The organism is Pantoea sp. SORGH_AS_0659 (assembly GCF_031453915.1).
Taxonomy (GTDB): domain Bacteria; phylum Pseudomonadota; class Gammaproteobacteria; order Enterobacterales; family Enterobacteriaceae; genus Pantoea; species Pantoea leporis.
Window position 1 is genome coordinate 769,101 of sequence record NZ_JAVJAK010000001.1, and the last position, 22,351, is coordinate 791,451.

At 55.7% G+C, this 22,351-nt stretch carries 21 protein-coding genes; 15 read left to right on the forward strand and 6 right to left on the reverse strand.

Going from position 1 to position 22,351, the window contains the following annotated elements; translation table 11 throughout:
• Positions 1-246: 246 nt before the first annotated feature.
• A complete protein-coding gene (locus Q3H59_RS03790) occupies positions 247-1,194 on the forward strand; it encodes a sensor domain-containing diguanylate cyclase (protein ID WP_309833336.1) in 948 nt (315 codons plus the stop codon).
• A gap of 174 nt (positions 1,195-1,368) precedes the next feature.
• On the opposite strand, the gene treF is transcribed toward Q3H59_RS03790, so the two are convergent.
• Positions 1,369-3,027 (reverse strand): alpha,alpha-trehalase TreF, encoded by a 1,659-nt coding sequence (treF, locus tag Q3H59_RS03795; RefSeq protein ID WP_192236543.1) that lies wholly within the window; start codon positions 3,025-3,027, stop codon positions 1,369-1,371.
• Between the two features lie 413 nt (positions 3,028-3,440).
• Positions 3,441-4,295 (reverse strand): SDR family oxidoreductase, encoded by an 855-nt coding sequence (locus Q3H59_RS03800; protein ID WP_110867251.1) that lies wholly within the window; start codon positions 4,293-4,295, stop codon positions 3,441-3,443.
• Positions 4,296-4,392: 97 nt separating this feature from the next.
• Between Q3H59_RS03800 and Q3H59_RS03805 the strand changes: the two genes are divergently transcribed.
• Positions 4,393-4,755: a helix-turn-helix domain-containing protein gene (locus Q3H59_RS03805; RefSeq protein ID WP_101761882.1), complete on the forward strand. Its 363-nt coding sequence runs from the start codon at positions 4,393-4,395 to the stop codon at positions 4,753-4,755.
• 33 nt (positions 4,756-4,788) lie between these two features.
• On the opposite strand, the gene yghX is transcribed toward Q3H59_RS03805, so the two are convergent.
• Complete coding sequence (gene yghX, locus Q3H59_RS03810) at positions 4,789-5,679, reverse strand: YghX family hydrolase (protein ID WP_137386438.1); 891 nt, start codon at positions 5,677-5,679, stop codon at positions 4,789-4,791.
• A 565-nt stretch (positions 5,680-6,244) separates the two neighbouring features.
• On the opposite strand from yghX, the gene Q3H59_RS03815 reads away from it, so the two are divergent.
• The 4 genes from Q3H59_RS03815 (at position 6,245) to Q3H59_RS03830 (ending at position 9,930) form a co-directional block, all read left to right on the forward strand.
• Entirely contained in the window at positions 6,245-7,666 is a 1,422-nt protein-coding gene (locus Q3H59_RS03815) for a cytochrome ubiquinol oxidase subunit I (RefSeq protein ID WP_101761884.1), read from the forward strand.
• A 1-nt stretch (position 7,667) separates the two neighbouring features.
• A complete protein-coding gene (gene cydB, locus Q3H59_RS03820) occupies positions 7,668-8,672 on the forward strand; it encodes a cytochrome d ubiquinol oxidase subunit II (protein WP_064738586.1) in 1,005 nt (334 codons plus the stop codon).
• Between the two features lies 1 nt (position 8,673).
• Positions 8,674-8,841, forward strand: a complete 168-nt coding sequence (locus Q3H59_RS03825; protein ID WP_101761885.1) for a DUF2474 domain-containing protein — start codon at positions 8,674-8,676, stop codon at positions 8,839-8,841.
• Between the two features lie 222 nt (positions 8,842-9,063).
• Positions 9,064-9,930: a helix-turn-helix domain-containing protein gene (locus Q3H59_RS03830; protein ID WP_309833340.1), complete on the forward strand. Its 867-nt coding sequence runs from the start codon at positions 9,064-9,066 to the stop codon at positions 9,928-9,930.
• A 195-nt stretch (positions 9,931-10,125) separates the two neighbouring features.
• On the opposite strand, the gene Q3H59_RS24680 is transcribed toward Q3H59_RS03830, so the two are convergent.
• Positions 10,126-10,182 (reverse strand): SEC-C metal-binding domain-containing protein, encoded by a 57-nt coding sequence (locus Q3H59_RS24680; RefSeq protein ID WP_137386906.1) that lies wholly within the window; start codon positions 10,180-10,182, stop codon positions 10,126-10,128.
• On the opposite strand from Q3H59_RS24680, the gene Q3H59_RS03835 reads away from it, so the two are divergent.
• The 3 genes from Q3H59_RS03835 (at position 10,183) to Q3H59_RS03845 (ending at position 12,012) form a co-directional block, all read left to right on the forward strand.
• Entirely contained in the window at positions 10,183-10,326 is a 144-nt protein-coding gene (locus Q3H59_RS03835; protein ID WP_167391184.1) for a hypothetical protein, read from the forward strand.
• Positions 10,327-10,600: 274 nt separating this feature from the next.
• Positions 10,601-11,383 (forward strand): siderophore-interacting protein, encoded by a 783-nt coding sequence (locus Q3H59_RS03840; protein ID WP_192412077.1) that lies wholly within the window; start codon positions 10,601-10,603, stop codon positions 11,381-11,383.
• 89 nt (positions 11,384-11,472) lie between these two features.
• A complete protein-coding gene (locus tag Q3H59_RS03845; protein WP_192412076.1) occupies positions 11,473-12,012 on the forward strand; it encodes a PadR family transcriptional regulator in 540 nt (179 codons plus the stop codon).
• Between the two features lie 69 nt (positions 12,013-12,081).
• Here the strand turns inward: Q3H59_RS03845 and Q3H59_RS03850 are convergent, their stop codons facing one another.
• Complete coding sequence (locus Q3H59_RS03850) at positions 12,082-12,369, reverse strand: SelT/SelW/SelH family protein (RefSeq protein WP_192412075.1); 288 nt, start codon at positions 12,367-12,369, stop codon at positions 12,082-12,084.
• A gap of 220 nt (positions 12,370-12,589) precedes the next feature.
• Between Q3H59_RS03850 and Q3H59_RS03855 the strand changes: the two genes are divergently transcribed.
• The 5 genes from Q3H59_RS03855 (at position 12,590) to Q3H59_RS03875 (ending at position 18,702) form a co-directional block, all read left to right on the forward strand.
• Positions 12,590-14,923, forward strand: coding sequence for a TonB-dependent receptor domain-containing protein (locus Q3H59_RS03855; RefSeq protein WP_192412074.1), 2,334 nt, complete (start codon positions 12,590-12,592; stop codon positions 14,921-14,923).
• 48 nt (positions 14,924-14,971) lie between these two features.
• Positions 14,972-15,994 carry a ChuX/HutX family heme-like substrate-binding protein gene (locus tag Q3H59_RS03860; RefSeq protein WP_309833344.1) on the forward strand — a complete coding sequence of 341 codons (1,023 nt, stop codon included), beginning with the start codon at positions 14,972-14,974 and terminating at the stop codon, positions 15,992-15,994.
• Positions 15,991-16,833, forward strand: a complete 843-nt coding sequence (locus tag Q3H59_RS03865; RefSeq protein WP_101761893.1) for a hemin ABC transporter substrate-binding protein — start codon at positions 15,991-15,993, stop codon at positions 16,831-16,833. Before Q3H59_RS03860 ends, Q3H59_RS03865 begins: the two co-directional genes overlap by 4 nt.
• 95 nt (positions 16,834-16,928) lie before the next feature.
• The gene (locus Q3H59_RS03870) at positions 16,929-17,930 is read left to right on the forward strand and encodes an iron ABC transporter permease (RefSeq protein WP_192412072.1); all 1,002 of its coding nucleotides are present in this window, start codon (positions 16,929-16,931) and stop codon (positions 17,928-17,930) included.
• Complete coding sequence (locus tag Q3H59_RS03875) at positions 17,923-18,702, forward strand: heme ABC transporter ATP-binding protein (RefSeq protein WP_101761895.1); 780 nt, start codon at positions 17,923-17,925, stop codon at positions 18,700-18,702. Before Q3H59_RS03870 ends, Q3H59_RS03875 begins: the two co-directional genes overlap by 8 nt.
• Positions 18,703-18,774: 72 nt before the next feature.
• Here Q3H59_RS03875 and Q3H59_RS03880 read toward each other — a convergent pair whose 3' ends face one another.
• A complete protein-coding gene (locus Q3H59_RS03880; RefSeq protein ID WP_110868031.1) occupies positions 18,775-19,758 on the reverse strand; it encodes an MDR family oxidoreductase in 984 nt (327 codons plus the stop codon).
• A 302-nt stretch (positions 19,759-20,060) separates the two neighbouring features.
• Between Q3H59_RS03880 and Q3H59_RS03885 the strand changes: the two genes are divergently transcribed.
• The gene (locus tag Q3H59_RS03885) at positions 20,061-22,211 is read left to right on the forward strand and encodes an ornithine decarboxylase (RefSeq protein WP_110868030.1); all 2,151 of its coding nucleotides are present in this window, start codon (positions 20,061-20,063) and stop codon (positions 22,209-22,211) included.
• Positions 22,212-22,351 lie beyond the last annotated feature (140 nt).

Sequence of the window (22,351 nt, forward strand, 5' to 3'; positions counted from 1 at the left end):
ACCCTTCACAGCGGCACGAAACTCAACGGTTATTAAATGCTTTTTAAGAAATTTCTTACGTATGTAGGCGGGGCTTACTACAGGCTGGTACTTAAGTAAGTTAAGTCAGCTGTTTTGACAGCAAACTTTCGACGTAACTCCTGAAGTTTCTCCAATTTGCCGCTGCTAATCGGCTTTTCATTTGTTTTATTTACAGAAACTTCCCGGCAGGCAAAATAGCGCTTATTTCCTCTCCTTCAGCCAACCATGTCAGAAGAAGCGCTGCGTCAGCAGATTCAGAACCTGAAAAAGCATAATGCGCGGTTAAAGCGTATAGCGCATGACGCGCGTAATAAGCTGAGTGCAGCGCTGGATGGAACCGGTTTATGTTTGTGGCAGCTGGATATTCCCAGCGGTAAGCTGGTGATTTTTAATCGTCGCTGGGGTGCGATGCTGGGTTTTCAGCCGAAAGAGACCAAAGCGCAGTTCGATGTGTGGCGCGAACGCCTGCATCCGGATGACGCCGACGAAGTGCTCAAAGCTTTTTACGATCACATTGAAGGGCGCGCGCCTTATTACGAAGCGCTGCACCGCATGCTGGGCAAAAACGACAACATCAAATGGGTGCTGGATCGCGGACGCGTTACCGAATGGGACGCAGCGGGCAATCCGCTCAAAGTCACCGGTACGCACATTGATATGACCAAAGAGAAGCAGTACGAAGCGCAGCTCTCATCGCTGGCGCATCACGATCCGCTAACCGGACTGACTAATCGCCATGCGCTAAATACGCAGTTCAGCAGGATGAAAGCGCTCGGCCCACTGTGCGTGGCGTTTATCGATCTCGATAACTTCAAACACGTCAACGATACCTTGGGACATCGCAGTGGTGATGAGGTGTTGATTCAGCTGAGCCAGCGCATCATCGACGTGGTGCCCCCAAACGTGGTGATTGGCCGACTCGGAGGCGACGAGTTTGTGCTGCTGATGCCGCTCCTGATCGACTATCCGAAAGTACGCATTATGATGCAGGCGGTGCTGGATGCTGCGCTGACGCCGTTTGATATCGATAACGGCCATGCGCAGATTGGTGCGTCAATTGGTATTGCGCAAGTGCAGGAACGCGACAGCTTCGATGAAGCGCTGACGCGGGCCGATGAGGCGATGTATCAGATTAAGAAGAATGGTAAGCAGGGGGTTGGGTTGGCGGGGTAGTTTTTACCCTCACCCTAACCCTCTCCCGCAGGCGGGAGAGGGGACCGATCGAGCGAATACGTGTGGATATGTGGCAGCGTTTCCCTCTCCTCAGGCCCATCGAGCTTACTTATGGCAGCATTTCCCTCTCCCAGTGAGAGAGGGCCAGGGTGAAGGCATCAAGCCGCACCAATCTCAATCCGCCAGCAAATGCCCATACATGGTCATCAATCTGCGGGTGACGCCATTAGTCCAGCCGAAGCCGTCCTGCAGCGGATACTCGCCACCACCACCCGGACGGGCGCGATCGCCGCTGATGTCATATTTCTCCACCAGCTTATGATGCAGTGAATAGAAATTATTCACCGTATTCAGCCAGTTAACGGCAATTTCTGTCGCCAGCGTCTCTTCACCGTAGTGATTCAAACCGACCACCGCCATCCACTGCAACGGCGCCCAGGCATTGGGTTTATCCCATTGTTCGCCGCTCTCCACCATCGAGGTTAACAAGCCGCCTTGCGTCAGTAACAGATGACGCAGCGCAACGGCCTGCAGGTGCGCCTGCTCGGGCGAGGCGAGGCCGAGGAACAGCGGCACCACCGCAGCAGCGGTGAAGGCGCCAAAGCGTTCGCGACGCCAGTCGTAATCGCGGTACACCCCGGCAGTGTTATCCCACAGATAGCGATGAATCGCCTGCTTACGCGCATCGGCTTTTTTCTGCCACGCCAGCGCCGTGAGCTCTTCACCTTTGGCATGTGACAGCGTCGAAATCATCAGCTCCAGCTTGTAGAGGAATGCGTTGAGATCGATCGGAATAAATTGCGTGGTGCGGATACTCGCCAGACGCTGCGGATCGCGCAGCCAGCGTGAAGAGTAGTCCCAGCCCGATGCGGCACCGGCACGCAGATCGCGATAAACCTCGTTGGCCGGACGACCTGATTTCTTCGCGGTTTCAATATCTTCCAGCCACGACTCATCGCGCGGCGTGTCGCGATCGTCCCAGTAACGGTTGAGTAGCGAACCATCTGGCATGCGCACCACGTGGCGATAGGCCTGATGCGGCATCAGCTCACCCGCGCCGTCCATCCAGAACTGGTACTCTTTCATCAGCTGATCGAGATAGCGTTTCGCGCCGCGAATGCCATCCTCTTCAAACAGTTCCACCATCAGCGCAAACACCGGCGGCTGCGAACGGCTGAGGTAGTAAGTACGGTTGCCGTTCGGCACGTGACCGTAGTTATCAATCAGCCAGGCGAAGTTATCCGCCATATGGCGCAGCAGATCGTCGCGGCCTGCATCGGCGAGGCCGAGCATGCTGAAGTAGGAGTCCCAGTAATAGGTTTCTCCAAATCGGCCGCCGGGCACCACGTAAGGTTTCGGCAACGGCAGCAGCGATGAGTGCGCTAAATGTTGCTGTGGCATTTTGGTTAACACCGGCCACAGATCGTCAATATGTTCGGTTAAGGTTTTATCTGGATTGGAAACATAAAAGCTCTCATTCACCTGAGGTGAATAAAAATGTTCGTGCACGAATGCTTCCAGATCAAAACCCGCTGCGCGTTTACGGCGACGAAAACGGATTAAAATATCCAGCGGATCGAATTTTGGTGCGCAGTCCGGAAACGTTTTACTGTCAGCAAATATGTGCGATGTCTGTACCTGCTCAAACAGTTCCATGTAGCGATCGGCAGGCGTCAGCGCATCCGGCGCGGGCAAACCTTCAATCAGCTCGGGTTCCGGCTCCGAATCCTGCATACCTTCGCGAACGAACTCGTGAGGATTATATTGATACTCCAGTTCAGCATCAGCGCGTCGATCCTCGAAAGCGTTATATTGCTGTTGGTTAGTATTAATAGCAGCCTCCTGGTAAATTCTTGAATGCGTAAAGAACAAATTATAGAGCTCTGAACGGGCGAAACAACAATGCGATTTATCTATGAACGTAATAAATCATGTCGATGGATCCGGTGTTTTTATGATTTTTCAGTGATTACAACGGACTATATTTCAGGAAATGAAAGCGGCTTTTAGGATGGATGTTTAAATAGCTGCACAGAAATATCTGTATTTAAGAAAATCGCTAAAATTTGCGCAAAAAAGCGTGGAATGGCTTGATCAATTTATGGCAAACGCAGCGGAGATTGAGCTGTATTTCCCTCACCCTAACCCTCTCCCGCAGGCGGGAGAGGGAACCGATAGAGCTAAAATGTGGCAGCGACTCCCTCTCCCCGTGGGAGAGGGTCGGAGTGAGGGCATCAGGCCGCACCTTACTTCTGCAACGCCGCCTTTATCACGTCCGCATACGGCGTGGTGGGGCGGCCAATCAGTTTGCTTAGCGTATGGCTATCGTCAAACAAACCGCCTTTTTCGGCGCCGGCATCTGAATCTGCCAGCATCTCTGACAAGCCCTCTGGCAAACCGGCACCTTTCAGCGCGGCGGCAAATTCGGCTTGTGGCAGATTGATGTAATCCACTTGCTCGCCAGACTGTTTAGCAATCTCGGCGCTGAACTGCGCCAGCGTGTAGCTGTCGTCGCCAGCCAGTTCATACACCTTGCCCGCCTGATCGTCACGGCTGATCACTTCGGCCGCTGCCGCCGCATAGTCAGCGCGCGCCGCGGAAGCGATGCGACCTTCGCCGACCGCACCAATAAAGGCATGATGCGCCAGCGCGGGCGCAATACTCGCCGCGTAGTTTTCGGTGTACCAGCCGTTACGCAGCAGCGCGAAAGGAATGCCTGAGGCTTTCAGCTGGGCTTCAGTCGCACGATGCTCAACGCCTAAACCCAACGGCGAGGTATCGGCATGCAGTAAGCTGGTGTAGGCGATAAAGCCAACGCCGGCGGCTTTAGCCGCATCGATCACCGCCTTGTGCTGCACTTCACGCTGGCCGACTTCACTGGAAGAGATCAGCAGCAGTTTATCGACACCGGCGAAGGCGCTTTGCAGCGTTTCCGGTTGGCTGTAATCCGCCGCTCGCAGCGTTACGCCCAGCGCCTGCAGATCGGCCGCTTTCTCGGGCGAACGCACCGCCGCAATGATTTCGCTAGCCGGCACTTTTTTCAATAACGCGTTAATCACCAGACGGCCCAGTTGGCCTGTGGCACCTGTAATCGCAATCATGTTGTTCTCCTGTTGAACTGGTATGAAAACAGCCTAAGCGATAAACTTACTTTTAGTAAGTACTTACATATTGGTTAGTTTGGAGAAGCTGAGTTAAATGTCTGAAAAGTTGAGTGAAAAGTTTACGCGCGGTGAGTTGCTTAACGTGAATTGCCCGTCACGCGACGTGTTGAAGCGCATTACCAGCCGCTGGAGCGTACTGATTTTGCTGGCGCTGCGTGAAGAAACCCTGCGTTTTAGCGAGTTGCGCCGCAAGATTGGCGGCGTCAGCGAACGTATGCTGGCGCAGACGCTGCGCTATATGGAAGAGGATGGTTTTGTTGAACGCATTGCCTATGACGTGGTGCCACCGCACGTTGAGTATCGTTTGACGTCGTTAGGCCGCGAAGTGGAAGGGCAGGTGACCGGACTGGCGGATTGGCTGGAGAGCAATGTGCATCGGATTTTGAAGGCGCATTGAGAAGGGCCGCCATTTATGGCGACCGCCGCACGCTCAAGCGCGTAAATACTTCTCAAACCAACCCAGCGTGCGGCTCCACGCTAATTCGGCGGCGGCTTTGTCATAACGCGGCGTCGAATCATTGTGGAAGCCATGATTCACACCGGGATAAACATAGCCTTCATAGATTTTGTGATTGGCTTTCAACGCCTCTTCATAGGCTGGCCAACCTTCGTTGATGCCTTTATCCAGCGCGGCGTAGTGCAGCAACAGCGGCGCTTTGATGCGCGGCACATCTTCCGCTTTAGGCTGACGGCCGTAGAACGGTACCGCGCAGGCCAAATCAGGAAACGCGACGGCCGCCGCATTGGCTACGCCGCCGCCGTAGCAGAAGCCGGTGATACCCACTTTGCCGGTGCCTTCCTCGTGGTGCATCAGGAAATCAATCGCGGCGAAGAAGTCATTCATCAACTTGGTGGGGTCGACTTTGGCCTGCATCACTTTGCCTTCATCATCATTCCCCGGATAACCGCCCAGCGAGCTCAAACCATCAGGCGCCAGCGCGATGTAACCGGCTTTCGCTACCCGTCGCGCCACGTCTTCGATGTAGGGATTGAGGCCACGATTCTCGTGCACCACTACCACCGCAGGCACTTTGCCGGATGCATTGGCCGGTCGCACCAGATAGCCGCGCACCTCGCCGTGACCTTGCGGTGACGGATAGTGAATGTATTCCGGTTTGATCGCCGGATCGGTAAATTCCACCTGCTGCGCCAGCGCATAATTGGGGCTCATGGCGCTGAGCAGCGTGGCGCCGGTCATGCCGGCGATGGTGAATTTCGCCGCCATCGCGATAAATTCGCGTTTGCTGATTTTGCCGTGCGCGTAGTAATCGTAAAGCTCGAGCAGTTCCTGAGGGAAATCCTGTGCAGTAAGACGGGCCATAACCTCTCCTTCGCTGTTTAACTGGTTGATTACTGCTCTAAAAAAGCACAGCTTGTCGCCGCTGGCAAATACCATGCCGCAGTAGGTTAACGTCACTGCGTTTACATCACCTGTTTAATAAACAGCAGAAATATATCTTTTTGTTCTAAAAATATTAGCTTTTAATTAACAATCCTGATCATCCTGCGCTGTCCGGAAATATTTACATGCTCAACGTATTTACCGTAAATAACGCCATTTTTCTTCGCACTAAAAAATAAATAAATGAAGTGCTTACCTGATAAGCACAGCGGGAATAGGCGGAAAACAATAACAATATTGTCACAATGAATGAGGGTGATTAACCTTAAAGTCGTGATTTTTAAAGTATTAGTTTCTGCTGAAAACAATGATCGAAATCAAAAAACACTGTTATAGTTTTACCGACTTCCCCTGTATCTTTTTGTTCGCACCACTTCCTTTTACATTGGCGCGACATTTCTTTAAGCACGGCGAAATAACCGCTGCGCTCTGCTTGTTAATTATAAGTAAAAATTCGGTGTAATTTGTGGCAATGAGGTAAGCAATGTTTGGATTAGACGCCTTTCATCTGGCCAGGATTCAGTTCGCATTTACTGTTTCCTTCCATATTATCTTTCCAGCCATCACCATCGGTCTCGCCAGTTTCCTGGCGGTGCTTGAAGGGATGTGGCTGAAAACCCGTAACGAGACCTATCGCGATCTCTACCATTTCTGGTCAAAAGCGTTTGCCGTTAACTTCGGCATGGGCGTGGTATCCGGATTGGTGATGGCGTACCAGTTCGGTACTAACTGGAGCGGTTTCTCACAGTTTGCTGGCAGTATCACCGGCCCGCTGCTCACCTATGAAGTGTTAACCGCCTTTTTCCTTGAAGCGGGCTTCCTTGGCGTGATGCTGTTTGGCTGGAACCGCGTCGGTCCGGGCTTGCACTTCTTTGCAACCTGCATGGTCGCGCTCGGCACCATCTTCTCCACCTTCTGGATTCTGGCGTCAAACAGCTGGATGCATACGCCGCAGGGCTACATCATCCAGAACGGCATCGTGGTACCGGAAGATTGGCTGAAAATCATCTTCAACCCCTCGTTCCCTTATCGCTTGTTTCACATGTCGGTCGGTGCCTTCCTGGCCAGCGCCTTCTTTGTCGGCGCGTCGGGCGCATGGCATTTACTGCGCGGTAATGACAATCCAGCGATTCGTAAGATGTTCTCGATGGCGCTGTGGATGGCGCTGATCGTGGCACCGATTCAGGCGATGATCGGTGATGCGCACGGCCTGAACACCCTTGAGCATCAGCCTGCGAAAATCGCGGCAATTGAAGGACACTGGGAAAACAAGCCGGGTGAAGCCACGCCGCTGATTCTGTTCGGTGTGCCGGATATGGAGCAGGAGCGCACCAAGTACGCGCTGGAAATCCCGTACCTCGGCAGCCTGATTCTGACGCACAGCCTGGAGAAGCAAATTCCTGCGCTGAAGAGCTTCCCGAAAGAGGACCGTCCAAACTCCACCATCATCTTCTGGTCATTCCGCGTGATGGTGGCGCTGGGCCTGCTGATGATTACGCTCGGCGTGGTGTCTTTGTGGCTGCGTTTCAAAGGCCGTTTGTATCACTCGCGTCCGTTCCTGTGGTTCACGCTGCTGATGGGTCCATCGGGTTTGATCGCCATTCTGGCCGGTTGGTTTACCACCGAGATTGGGCGTCAGCCGTGGGTGGTATATGGCGTGCAGCGCACCATTGATGCGGTCTCGGCACATGGCGATATGCACATGAGCATCAGCCTGCTGGCGTTCATTCTGGTCTACTCGTCGGTGTTTGGTGTCGGTTACCTCTACATGATGCGTCTGATCAAAGAGGGTCCGGTGACCGGCGAAGGTAAAGAGGTTGATCACGGTGGTCCGGGTCAGCATCACACGCCAGCGCGTCCGTTGTCGGCGGCCAAAACCCATAGCGAAAAGAGTGGGGAGCACTAAGATGATCGACTTTTCAATTATCTGGTTTGCCATCATCGTGTTTGGCACCTTGATGTACATCGTGATGGATGGTTTCGATCTCGGCATTGGCCTGCTGTTGCCGTTCAATAAAGATCCCATCGAGCGCGACATGATGGTTAATACCGTTGCCCCGGTTTGGGATGGCAACGAAACCTGGCTGGTGCTGGGCGGCGCGGCGCTGTATGGCGCGTTCCCGCTGGCCTACTCGGTGTTGCTGGATGCGCTGTCGATTCCTTTGACGGCGATGCTGATTGGCCTGATCTTCCGTGGCGTCGCGTTTGAGTTCCGCTTTAAAGCCACGCTAGAACACCGTGCGTTCTGGGATAAGTCATTCATTGCCGGTTCACTGCTGGCCACCTTCAGTCAGGGCGTCGCCGTGGGCGCTATCCTGAATGGTTTCCCGGTGGTGGGCCGTGAATATGCGGGTTCAGCGATGAGCTGGTTAGCGCCGTTCCCGCTGTTCTGCGGCGTCGGTCTGGTCATCGCCTATGCACTGCTGGGTTGTACCTGGCTGATCATGAAAACCGAACACGATCTGCACCGTAAAATGTCTGCGCTGGCGACGCCGCTGACGCTGACGTTGCTGCTGGTGGTGGGCATTATCAGTATCTGGACGCCGCTGACGCACGCGGATATCGCGCAGCGCTGGTTCTCGCGTCCGAACCTGTTCTGGTTCCTGCCGGTTCCGGTACTGGTGGTGCTGTGTTCGTGGGGGATTGTGCGCGCCATCAAACGTGAAGCGCATTACTCGCCGTTCATCCTGACATTGGCGCTGATTTTCCTTGGCTTCTCGGGCCTCGGTATCAGCATCTGGCCGAACATCATTCCACCGTCAATCACTATCTGGCAGGCGGCGTCTCCGGCGAGCAGCCAGGCGTTTATGCTGGTGGGCGGCTTGCTGATTATTCCGGTAATTCTGGGTTACACCTTCTGGAGTTACTACGTGTTCCGCGGAAAAATCAAAGCCGACGAAGGATACCATTGATATGAAAACCGAGGTCAGCAACATGAAAACTCACTCTGAAACGAAGATTCCGTGGTGGAAGCAGGTGATGTGGCTGGTAGTCATTTACGGCGCAAGCGTGCTGGCACTCGGTGTGGTGGCATCACTGTTTCGTATGATGATGACGGCAGCGGGCATGCGTTCGCACTGAGCCCGCGCACCGCTTCAATCTGTTGATATCACCGTAAGGTCGTCATTCGTGACGACCTTTTTCTTTTCGTGCGCGATAAAAACGTTAGTAACCTAAGCAATTAATGCTTTTCCCGCTGCGCTACCTTTACTCTTCCTTACGTTGGTAATACGTTTTTGTTATATTTATGTGACGAATAACGCAAATTCATGACGTTAACCACCTCATTCGACTATCAAAATCATGCTCAGCCTGAATGTAAAAAAACAGTACATCAATGATCTGGTGGACTGGATAGAAGCGAACCTGACCGACGAGCTCAACATCGATCTGATTACCCTGAAATCCGGTTACTCCAAATGGCACATGCAGCGCATGTTCAAAGAGATGACCGGACAAACGCTGGCGTCCTACACGCGCAAACGTCGTCTGACCATGGCGGCGATGGCGCTGCGTCTGACCAGCATGCCGCTGATCGATATTGCGGTGCGCTTTGGTTTTGATAATCAGCAGAATTTTACCCGTGTGTTTAAAAGTCACTTCTCGATGACGCCGGGTGCTTATCGTCGCATTCCGGAAATGCTGATGAAGGATTTCCACAGCCGCATCTCCACGCAGCGTGAGTGGGTCAATGCGCGTCTGGCGCAGAAGCCGGAGATTCAGCTGTGTGGCGAAGTGATTGAGTGGGAATGCCGTTTCGGGGAATACATCGATCATCAAAATCATGTGGTGGCGCAGCATACGCGCGATTTCATCGCTTTTGCCGGTCAGCATGTGAACCGCGGCTGGCTGGGCTTTCAGTTCAGTCCGGGCGTGCATTCTGCCGACCAGCAACACATCAGCCTGTTCCAGGCGCTGGAGAGTCAATACGCCGATGTGCTGCCGCGTAACGTGCAGAACTGGACCGGCGAGAGTGGTTTGTATGCGGAGATTGACTGGCACGGCGCGCCGGAAGAGATCAACGCGTTCACCGCAGAGATTTACTACAACCATTTGCCAGCGCTGGGCGTGGCACGCCGTGCGGGCAAAGATTTGCTTAAGCTGGATTTGAAATACAGCACGCCCGATCTGCTGCAAGGCACCTTCTATATTCCGGTGACGGATAAGTAATGCATAATTAGTGCGGTAAACCGTGACAAACCGCACGATTTTATAAACTCACTGGCGTAATAAGCGTAAAATTCTTCATCGAAACCTGATTGGCCGCGTAAATCACCAGCCGCCACACATCAGGCTGGATAATCACCTGCATTTCTGGTCCATTCCGGGCCGCTATAGTGAACAGACAAAAAAATTATGCGACTTCTACCGTTGTTCCTCATGACAGCGCTTGTAGCGTTTTCTTCGCTGGCAAGTGCACAAATGGCTGAGCCTTTTTCACCGCCGGGCGGACTGCATCCGCATCAACCGCATTGTGCGCAGCATGAAATTCTGGGCGACAATGTGCTGCCGAAACATAGCCAGGATGATGGCAGTTTCGTGACCTGCGGCAATCGCCAGGCGTAATCCGTTTTTAAAATCCGTGACCGCTGCAATCTAAGCGCGGTCTCGGCAGTCAAACGCATTTATGTATTGCGCAATACATTGCGCCGCTACACTTTCTGCTTGTCATTTGCACCTTATCCCTAACTGCTCTTCATCGTAGCGGCGCGATTTATCGCGCTGTTTTAACGTGCCAATTTTCCAATAGCATTTTTCGGCATTGCGTCGAAGATATATCATAACTATTCTCTCCCCATCAGATGAGAATGACTTTCACTATCTTTTAGGGAGACACCACTTGCAAACTCACCCTTCCGAACGCGTGCCACGTCGTGTGCGCAATGAACTGCGTTTCCGCCACATCAGCGTGGTCAGCAAGACGCTGATTGCCGGTGAATTCTGGCGCATTGTTTTCAACGGCAGCGATCTGGCCGGCTTCAACTCGCCATCGTTTGACGATCACATCAAAGTGTTCTTCCCGGAACATGCTGGTGCAGAGCTGGCGCTGCCGCAGATCACCGACGAAGGCATCGTTTGGCCGAATGGTGTGCGTCCTGCCGCGCGTGATTACACGCCGCTGGAATTTAACGGCGTCGATTCTCTGACCATCGATTTCTACATCCACGATGGCGGCGTTGCCAGCAGCTGGGCAAACCAAGCCAAAGTGGGCGATCAAATCGCGATGGGCGGTCCGCGCGGTTCGTTGGTGATCCCGGCGGATTACGCCTGCCAGATTTACGTCTGTGATGAGACCGGTCTGCCCGCCTTTAAACGTCGTTACAGCGAAATCCAGGCGCAGGAAATTCACCTGCTGGCCTATGCCGATGAAGCCACCGGCCGCGATTATCTCGGTGATCTGCCAAATGTGCAGGTGAGTTGGTTGGGCAGCGGCACCATGCAGGCCGATAACCTAACACCGATTAAGGCGCAGCTGGATAGGATTGCGCTGCCTGCCACTGAATACTTCATCTGGCTGACGGGCGAGGGCGAAGCGGTGAAACTGCTGAGCGATTACTTCACCCAGGGACGCGGTGCACATACCGATTTCGTGCGCGCCGTAGCCTATTGGCATCAAAAATAACGCCAACGCCGCGCGCGCTGCCGCCTGTGTTGAATTTTGCCAGGCGGCAGACTACTATCAACCTCCCTTAATTAGCGCTCAGGAAGGCAATGAAACAGCAGCGGGATTTTCCATGGCAGTCCGATCACGCACAGCGCACCGTCTGTGCAGGCGCACGCAAGAAGCGTCGGGAGCGGATGCTGGATGCCAGCGATATCCGCCTGTTAATGCTGCACTTTCTCGCCATGAGCTCTGCGCACGGTTATGAGTTGATCAAATCGGTTGAAGAGCTCTCCAAAGGGGAATATTCACCCAGCCCCGGCATTATCTATCCCAACCTGACGCTGCTCGAAGAGATGGATGCGATTCGCGTGGTCGATGCGCAGGCATCGCGTAAAGCCTATGCGCTGAATGAAGGCGGCGAGGCGCTGCTGGCGGAGAATCGTGACAACGTGAATGCGATTATCGAGCGATTAACCTCGCTGGCGATTCTGGTGAATAACCGCAGCATTCCGCAGGTTGAACAGGCGATTCATCTGATCAAATACACCTTGAATCATCGTCTGGCGCAGGAAGATATTTCGGATGAGGCGCTGGAGATAGTGATCAGCGCGCTGAAGGAAGCGGCGGAAAAAATCGCTAAAAGTTAGCAGGTCGCCATGAATGACGACCTTAGGTGCGCGTACATCCGTTTATTCCGATAATGCACGAACCCCAAATCAACTCTTCTTCTTATCCACATGCCCCAACGCGCGATCCGGCCAGCAGACGTCGCGCACGCGCTGCTTCAGCGCTGCCGCATCCGGGAATCCGCCTTCCTGCTTACGCTCCCAAATCACCTGACCATCAATGGTAATCTCAAACACGCCGCCGGTTCCCGGCTGTAGCGTTACCGCGCTTAAATCCTCGGCAAAGGTATGCAGCAACTCCTGCGCCATCCAGGCGGAACGCAGCAGCCAGTTACATTGTGTGCAGTAATGAATGGTAATCGCTGGTTTCTGTGACATAACGTGTCTCATTTAGATAATGAAGTTAACAAAATGTGCGGTCCAAGATACATCTTAGCTTACTGCTAGTTGATAATGATTACCACTTGCATTACATTCCTTTCGACATCATTTATTACAAAAAATAAGTCCATAATTTTTACGGTCTTTTAACCAAGGTCCGTACTTTCCGGCAGCAAGCAAGTGAGCGAATACTAACAATTAACCAGGTATTTCGCGCATGTCTTCACTCTTTCAGGGAACAGCCCAGCAACGTCTTTCCAAAGTTGCCATCTTATCTTCAGCTATTCATGCCGCTTGCAGCTTTGCCGCCAGCGATAGCACCAGCAATGAACCGGTTCTCACCGTCACCGCGCCAAAACAGCAGGCCGGCAATAAAACCACCATCACAGCACAAGAGCTGCAAAAACGCGGTGCGAACGATTTCGGTTCGATCATGCGTTATGAGCCGCTGATCAGCGCCACCGGATCCAGCGGCGGATCCTCTGCCGGTAAAAGCGGTTTCGACCGCGCGGGTTACACCGGTTACAACATTCGTGGTCTGGAGAGTAATCGCGTCGGCATGGATATCGACGGCATTCCGATTCCCGATGCCACCGGCCGCCCTTACGTCAGCCGCACCGGCAACAACACCTTTGGTATTGGCCGCGATTACATCGATCCCTACCTGTTCGGCAGCGTTGAAATTGAGAAGGGCGCCACGGCGGTGGATCAGCCGAATACCTCGATTGGCGGTAACGTCTCGTTCCACAATAAAACCGCTGACGATTACCTTAGCAGCGACAAAAATACTTATTTCGGTTACCAGAGCGATTACGACTCATCGAATCGCAGCTGGCACAACGGCATCACCGCCGCTGCTGGCGATGACGAGCTGCGCGGCCTGTTTGTTTACAGCCGTCGCGATGGCCAGGAAACCCGCAACAACAGCGACGTGAAACAGGCTTATCCGGCCAACTGGCACTCTGACGCCTTTATGACGTCCGGGATCTGGCAGCCGAACGATCAGCACAAGCTGAGCGCTACCTTTGATTACTACCACAAAACCAACCACAGCCATTACGATACCTGGGACACCAGCGGCAACACCGTTTGGGGCACCGCGCAGCAGCAGAGCGATACGCGCCGTTGGGGCATCAATCTGGCGGATGAGTGGACGCCGTACAACGACTTTATCGATACGCTGACCACGCGCCTTTACTGGCAGCAAACTCAGGCGCACGACAATACCTATCTGCCGACCAGCGCCAGCCAGTACGGCTTTGTCTATTCCGATTTCAACGTCGATAGCTATGGCTTCGACACGCGCGGCACCAAAACGCTGGGCCGCCACGAGCTGAGTGCCGGTGTCAATGCGCGCCTGGACAACAGCGAGCGTCCGTTCCGCCAGGAACCAGCGCCGAGCGCCTTTAGCGCCATCACCCAACCGCAGTCTGACAGCCGCACTTTCGCGGTGGCAGGATACCTGCAAGATAAGATCAATTTCGATCTTGATAGCCACAACTTCGCGGTCATTCCCGGCGTGCGCGTGATGTATCAAAGCACTAAGCCGAAAAATCTCGGCGATCTCACCACCGGCAGCACGGTGCTGACCGAAGAGCAGGTTGATGCGCTGTATGGCAAAACTAACTCCGATACGCAGGTGCTGCCATCGCTGACCTTCCAGTACGATTTAACGCCAGCGCTGACCACCTATCTGCAATACAAACGCGGCGTGCAGTTCCCTACCACCAGCCAGCTGTATGGCTCATGGAACCTGGGTTCCAGCTATGCGGGTAGCGCGCAATATGCGCTGATTGGTAACACCGATCTGAAAACCGAAACCAGCAACAACTTTGAGTGGGGCCTGAAAGGCCAGGCGACAGAAGGCGTAACGGTCAACACCTCGGTGTTCTATAACCAGTACAAAAACTTCATCGCCTACACCCGCTATCGCCGCGCCACCAATCCGGAGATGTTCGTCAACGTCCCGAGCAACATCTACACCAGCTATCAGGCTGAAAACCGCGATAAGGCCTACATTTATGGTGCTGAGATATCCACCAAAGTGAATTACGGCACCTGGTTCCCGCAGGTCGATGGCCTGAGCAGCACCTTTGCGCTGGGCTATAACGAAGGTAAATCCAAGTCCAGCTACGCCGGTGACAAGTACATCGATCTCGATAGCGTCGCGCCATTGAAAGCGATTGTTGGCCTGGCGTGGGATGACAAAGCGCGCGGCTACGGCGCAGCGCTGACCGCCACCTTCGTGAAAGGCAAGCAGGCTACGGCGACCAACCGCGAAAGCTACACCAACACCGGCACGGCGATCACTGATTCCACCACGGAATATATGCGCGTGCCGGGTTACGGCATGGTGGATGCAACGGCTTACTGGCAGGCGACGAAAAACGTCAAGCTGAGCGGCGGTATCTACAACATTACCGATCGCAAATACTGGGATTACACCAGCAGCCGCACGCTGACCAGCAGCAACGCCCAGGAACGCAACGACATCAACCTGGCGGTGATGCCAGGCCGCACCTTCCAGTTGGGTGTGAACGTCGATTTCTAATCCCTTTTCGCCCTGCGGCAGCGCAGGGCATTTTCATGGAGCAAGGCAATGAACTCACGTTACGATCACTATCTGGCGCTGAAAGGCGAGCATCCGAAAAAGTACGCGCGCGATCTCGCCGCGCTGATGGGCATTGGCGAAGCGCAGCTGTGTGAAGCGCGTGTCGGCCAGGATGCAAAGGCGTTAAAAGCTGATTTCCCTGCGCTGCTGGCAGCACTGGCGGCGGTGGGTGAAACCAAAAGCATCACCCGCAATGAATATGCGGTTCACGAGCAGGTGGGCAAATATGAAAACCTGCACCTCGGCGAACACGCCGGACTAATTCTCAACCCGCGCGCGCTCGATCAGCGTCTGTTCCCGCATCAGTGGCACAGCGCGTTCTTCCTGCGTGAGCTGAGCGCCCACGGTGAACTTCAAAGCATCCAGATTTTTGATCGCCACGCTGATGCGGTGCTGAAAATCTACACCACTGAAAATACCGATCGCGCCGCGTGGGATGCGCTGATTTCGGCGTTTGTGCTGGAAAACGCGGCGGCGCTAGATCCGCAGCCCGCCAGCGCGCCGCAATACAGCGGTACGGTTGATGCCAGCAAAGTGGAAGCCGAATGGCGCGCCATCACCGATGTGCATCAGTTCTTTGGTCTGCTGAAGCGTCACAACATCTCGCGCCCGCAGGCGTTCCACGCGGTGGCGGACGATCTGGCGCGTCAGGTGAGTAATGACTCGCTGGCGCAGCTGCTGGATCTGGCGCAGCAGGATGGCAATGAAATCATGATTTTTATCGGCAACCGTGGCTGCACGCAGATCTTCACCGGCGCGGTGCAGAAGCTGATGCCGATGGATAACTGGATCAACATTTTCAATCCCACCTTCACACTGCATTTGATGGCGGATCACATCAGCGAAAGCTGGGTGACGCGCAAACCGAGCGGCGACGGCTTCGTCACCAGCCTGGAACTGTTTGCCGCCGACGGCACGCAGATCGCGCAGTTGTACGGTCAGCGCAGCGAAGGCACGCCGGAGCAGGCGCGCTGGCGCGAGCAGGTGATGTCGCTGGAGGCGTTAGCATGAGAAAACTTCTGTTGCTGCTAACTGCGCTGGCGCTGCCTGCTGTTGCGGCCGAGCGGGTGATCTCGATTGGCGGTGACGTCACGCAAATCATCTATGCATTGGATGCGCAGCAGGATCTGGTAGCGCGCGACAGCACCAGTCAGCATCCGGCGCAGGCCAACAAGTTGCCGGATGTTGGTTATATGCGGCAGTTGAATGCCGAAGGGATTCTGGCGCTGAAACCGACGCTGGTGCTGAGCAGCGAGCTGGCAAAACCGTCGCTGGTGCTGCAGCAAGTGGCACAAGCTGGCGTAAAAGTGGTGGATGTCACCGGCAAAAACAGCCTCGACGCCATCGCGGAAAAAATCGCTACCATCGGCAAGGCGCTGCATCGTGAAGAGGAAGCCAACGCGTTGATTGAAAAGGTCAACAAGCAGCGCGCGCAGATCCCACAAAAACCTTTGCCGATCAAAGTGCTGTTTATCATGGCGCACGGCGGCATGCGCACTCAGGCAGCGGGGGCACAAACCGGCGCGGACGGCGCGATTCGCAGCGCGGGTCTGATCAACGCGATGGCAGCGGTGCCGCACTATCAGCAGCTGTCGCAGGAAGGCGTGGTTGCGGCGGCACCGGATTTGATCGTGGTGGGTGAAGATGGCCTGCGTACGCTGGGCGGCGAAGAGAAAGTGTGGTCGCTGCCCGGTTTGGCACTGACGCCAGCCGGTCAGCATCGCGCGTTGCTGGTGGTGGATGAGATGGCGCTGCTGAGCTTTGGCCTTGATACGCCGGGCGCGATTATCAAACTGCGCCACGCAGCCGAAGCGGCTTCCCCGTCATACTTCAAGCCGCAGGCGCGTTAGCTGCGTGTTCTTACCCCAGTCACTTACTTGTGTAAGCTCCTGGGGATTCGAACACTTGCTGCCGTCCTGCATCTTGAATTATTTAGGGGAAAAATATGGCGAATACATCCGTGATGCGCTGGCTCGGTTTGATGGCCATCTGCATGCTGATAGTGATGCTGATGGCGGCCAACTTCGGCGCGATGCCGCTTTCAATGCGCACTTTGTTGCGTGCGCCGCTCAGCGATATGGCGTGGCAAATCTGGATCAACATCCGTCTGCCGCGCGTGCTGCTGGCGGTGCTGCTCGGCATGGCGCTGGCGGTGTCCGGCGCGGTGATGCAGGGATTGTTTCGCAATCCGCTGGCCGATCCCGGTTTGCTCGGCATTAGCAGCGGAGCGGGTTTAGCGGTGGCGATATCGATCGTTATCCCGCTCGGCTTGCCGCCGCTGCTGGCGCTGTGGCTGCCAACACTCGCGGCCTTTGTGGGCAGTTTGGTGGTGACGCTGCTGATCTTCAGCTTTAGCCGTCTGGCGCTGGGTAATTTGTCACGCTTGCTGCTGGTTGGTATCGCCATCAATGCCTTATGCGGCGCGGCGGTCGGCGTGCTGTCGTGGCTGAGTAACGATCAGCAGTTGCGTCAGTTGGCGTTGTGGGGCATGGGCAGTTTGAGTGCGGCGCAGTGGCCGAGCCTGGCGGTGTGCGCGGTGCTGATTCTGCCGGCGCTGATAGCGATTCAGCTGCGCGCGCGTCGTCTCAATTTGCTGCAACTCGGCGAAGAGGATGCACATTACATGGGCATCGACGTTAAGCGTACGCAGCGTCAGCTGCTGGTGCTGAGCGCGTTGCTGGTAGGCACCGCCGTGGCGGTGAGTGGCATTATCGGCTTTGTCGGTTTAGTGGTGCCGCACCTGATGCGTTTCTGTCTCGGCAGCGATCATCGCTGGATGCTGCCCGGTTCGGCGCTGGCGGGCGCGATTTTGCTGCTGCTGGCCGATACGCTGGCGCGCACCGTGGTGGTGCCAGCGGAAATGCCGGTGGGCCTGTTAACCAGCCTGCTGGGCGGCCCGTGGTTTCTCTGGCTGATTCTGCGTGAGCAAAGGGGGATGAATGAGTGACTGCATGCAGGCGCGCGGGCTGCGATTTAGCCACGGCTCACGCGCGTTGATCGACGACGTTTCCCTGACTTTGCAGCCTGGCGAAATGATCGCGCTGATCGGCCCCAACGGCGCGGGGAAATCCACGCTGCTGCGCTTGCTGACCGGCTTTCTCACGCCGCAAGCGGGCGAGTGCTGGCTCGGCGATCGTCCGCTAAACAGTTGGCCGCGCGAACCGCTGGCGCAGCGCCGCGCGGTGATGCGTCAGCAAAATAGCGTGAGTTTTCCGCTGCCCGCCGCCGATGTGGTGGCGATGGGCCGCGCGCCCTGGCCGCGCGCTCAATCCAAAGCGGTGATTGACGAGGTGATGCACATTACCGGCAGCCTTGAGCTGGCACAGCGCGATTATCGATCGCTTTCCGGTGGGGAACAGCAGCGCGTACAGCTGGCGCGCGTGCTGGCTCAGCTGTGGCACGATGACGGGCCACGCGGCTGGCTGTTTCTCGACGAACCCACTTCCGCGCTGGATCTGTTCTGGCAGCAGCACAGTTTGCGTTTGCTGCATCGTCTGACGCGCAACGGACGCTTCAGCGTCTGCACCGTGCTGCACGATCTTAACCTCGCGTCGCTGTGGTCGGATCGCGTGCTGTTACTGCATCAGGGCAAGCTGGTGGCGGAAGGCGCACCCAATGAGGTGATGACCGAACACACGCTGACGCGCTGGTATCAGGCGGAGTTGGATGTGGTGATGCAGGATGAGAAGGGCAGACCGCAGATTCAACTGCGTGCCTGAAACCGTAGCGGCGCGATTTATCGCGCTCTGTGAAAAGACGCGCCATAAATTGCGCCGCTACGTAATGTGCGATTATCTGCAATCGACGATCAATCTGCCGCGTACTTTACCGGCCAGCAGCTGCTCGGCACCTTCGCGCGCTTCGCTCAGCGGAATCACCTTGGTTAACTGCTGTAGCAGGTCGCCATCCACCAGTTCCGCCAGGCGCTGCCACGCCTGCTGCCGCAGCGGTTTTGCACACATCACGCTATCCACGCCCGCCAGCACCACGCCGCGCAGGATGAACGGCGCGACGCTGGTCGGCAGATCCAAACCTTGCGCCATGCCGCACGCCGCGACCACGCCATCGCGCTTGATGCCCGCTAACACATTGGCCAGCGTGTGACTGCCGACGCTATCAATCGCCGCCGCCCAGCGCTCTTTCGCCAGCGGTTTGCCCGGCTCGCTCAGCTCTGCGCGATCAATAATCGACGTCGCGCCCAGCGTGTTGATCAGGTAATCGCTATCGCTGGCGCGACCGCTGGAAGCAATAACCTCATAGCCGAGACGTGCCAGCAAGCTGACGCTGAAGCTGCCAACGCCGCCACTCGCGCCGGTGACTAAAACCGGGCCGTGCTGCGGCGTGATGCCCTGTTTTTCCAGCGCCAGCACGCACAACATGGCGGTGAAGCCCGCGGTGCCAATTGCCATGGTTTGTAGCGGGCTGAGTGCGGCCGGCACTTTTACCAGCCAGTCGCCCGAGACGCTGGCTTTCTGCGCCAGTCCACCCCAATGCTTTTCGCCTACGCCCCAGCCGGTGAGTAGCGCCACATCGTCCTGCTGCCATTCAGCATGGCGGCTGCTGATCACCCGACCAACAAAGTCGATGCCCGGCACCATCGGGAATTGCCGCACAATCGGGCCTTTGTTGCAGATGGCGAGCGCGTCTTTGTAGTTGAGCGTGGAGTAGCTTACTTCGAGGGTGACATCCTGATCGGGCAGTTGTTTTTCTGACAGATCTTTCAGGGATGTGCGATATCCCTGTTCATCATTTTCAATGACCAATGCCTTGAACATGCAGCCTCCGGCTGGTTGAGGAAAGTGGGGGTATAGTACTCCTTTTTTGCCCTCACCCTAACCCTCTCCCACAGGTGGGAGAGGGAACCGATCCAGCTCACCTTTATACCGGCTCGGACGGCGCCCTCGCCCGCTTGCGGGAGAGGGCTGGGGTGAAGGGCCGCGCAGCGGTTGTTCCGGCAAAAAAAAGATGACATGATTGCGCCCCAGTTAGTATTCAACTCTCAGATTGACTTCGCCGAGGAAACCTCCTCATTGCTGTGCCATCGGCACCCACTCATCCTCTCTCAGGGATTTGTGTTATGAACCCATTGAAAATTGCTGCCAGCGTTGCTGTAGCGCCAACCCTTAGTCTTAACACTGCGCGCGACGTGGTGACGCTGGACAATACCGACTTTACCGATGTCGCTGCGGTCGTGATCACCTTGTCGGACACGCGCAGTGGCGTGCTGACGCTATTGCGCAAGGTCGGCTTTAATCTGCCGGTGTTTGTCGCCAATGCGTTCGATGAAGAAGTGCTGAAGCTGCCGGGCGTCACAGGGGAAATCAACGGCGCGCCAGAAGAGTGGGACGCGCTGGAGGACGCCGCGCAGGCGTATGAAGCCGAGTTGCTGCCGCCATTTTTCGACACGCTCACGCGCTACGTCGATATGCAGAACAGCACGTTTGCCTGCCCGGGACATCAGGGTGGTGCCTTCTTCCGCAAACATCCGGCGGGACGTCAGTTCTATGAGTTCTACGGCGAGAACGTCTTCCGTTCGGATATGTGCAACGCCGACGTCAAGCTCGGCGATCTGCTGATCCACGAAGGCTCAGCCAAAGATGCGCAGAAGTTCGCGGCGAAAGTGTTTAACGCCGACAAAACCTACTTCGTGCTTAACGGCACCTCCAGCGCCAATAAAGTGGTCACCAATGCGCTGCTGACGCGCGGCGATCTGGTGCTGTTTGACCGCAACAATCACAAATCCAACCATCATGGCGCACTGATTCAGGCGGGCGCCACGCCGGTGTATCTGGAAGCGGCGCGTAATCCGTTTGGCTTTATCGGCGGCATTGATGCGCACTGTTTTGACGATGCTTATCTGCGTGATCAAATTGCCAAAGTGGCGCCCGATCGTGCCAACGATCAACGTCCATTCCGCCTGGCGATTATTCAGCTCGGCACTTACGATGGCACGGTGTACAACGCGCGTCAGGTGGTCGATCGCATCGGACATCTGTGCGATTACATCCTGTTTGATTCAGCGTGGGTGGGTTACGAGCAGTTTATTCCGCTGATGGCCGGCTGTTCACCGCTGACGCTGGAGTTGAACGAGAACGATCCGGGCATTTTTGTTACGCAGTCGGTACACAAGCAGCTGGCCGGTTTCTCACAGACGTCGCAAATCCATAAGAAAGACAATCACATCCGTGGGCAGCAGCGTTTCTGTCCGCACAAACGCCTCAACAATGCGTTTATGCTGCACGCCTCAACCAGCCCGTTCTATCCGCTGTTTGCCGCGCTGGATATCAACGCCCGCATGCATAAAGGCGAGGCCGGACGCAGCATGTGGCACGAGTGCGTCACCATCGGCATTGATGCGCGTAAAGCGATTCTTGAACGTTGCGAAATGATTCAGCCGTTCCTGCCGGAGAAAGTGCACGGCAAGCTGTGGCAAGCGGCGGAAACGGAAGCCATCGCCATCGATCCGGCATACTTCAGCCTTGAGCCGGGCGCAAAGTGGCACGGTTTTGAAGGCTATGCACAGGAGCAGTATCTGGTGGATCCCTGCAAGCTGCTGCTCACCACCACGGGGATTGATGCCGCCAGCGGTGAGTACACCAGCTTCGGCATTCCAGCGACCATTCTGGCCAACTATCTGCGCGAGAACGGCATCGTGCCGGAGAAGTGCGACCTCAACTCGATTCTGTTCCTGCTGACGCCAGCAGAAACGCCTGAGAAGATGGCGCATCTGGTGGCGATGCTGGTGCAGTTTGAGCAGCACGTGCGCGAGGATGCGCTGCTGGCGGAAGTGCTGCCGAGCGTGTATCGCAAGAATATTGAGCGTTACAAAGGCTACACGCTGCGCCGCTTGTGTCAGGAGATGCACGATCTCTACGTCAGTTTTGACGTTAAGGATCTGCAAAAAGCCATGTTCCGCTCAGCCTGTTTCCCACCGGTGCAGGTGAATCCGCAGGATGCGCATCAGGCCTATATTCGTGGCGAAGTGGAGTTGGTGAAGATTGCCGATGCTGAAGGGCGCATAGCGGCCGAAGGCGCGTTGCCATATCCGCCCGGCGTGTTGTGCGTGGTGCCAGGCGAAGTGTGGGGCGGCGCGGTACAGCGCTATTTCCTCGCGCTGGAAGAGGGCATCAATCTGCTGCCGGGCTTCTCGCCAGAGCTGCAAGGGGTTTACACCGAAGAAGATGAGCACGGGCGTAAGCATCTGGTGGCGAATATGATGGTGAGCTGATTGCACTTGCCCTCACCCTAACCCTCACCCGCAAGCGGGAGAGGGAATGTTTAGAGGGCGCTCATTGTTACGTACGTGCTGGATCGGCCCCTTCTCCCGCGGGCGGGAGAAGGTTGGGATGAGGGACAAACCGCATCAGC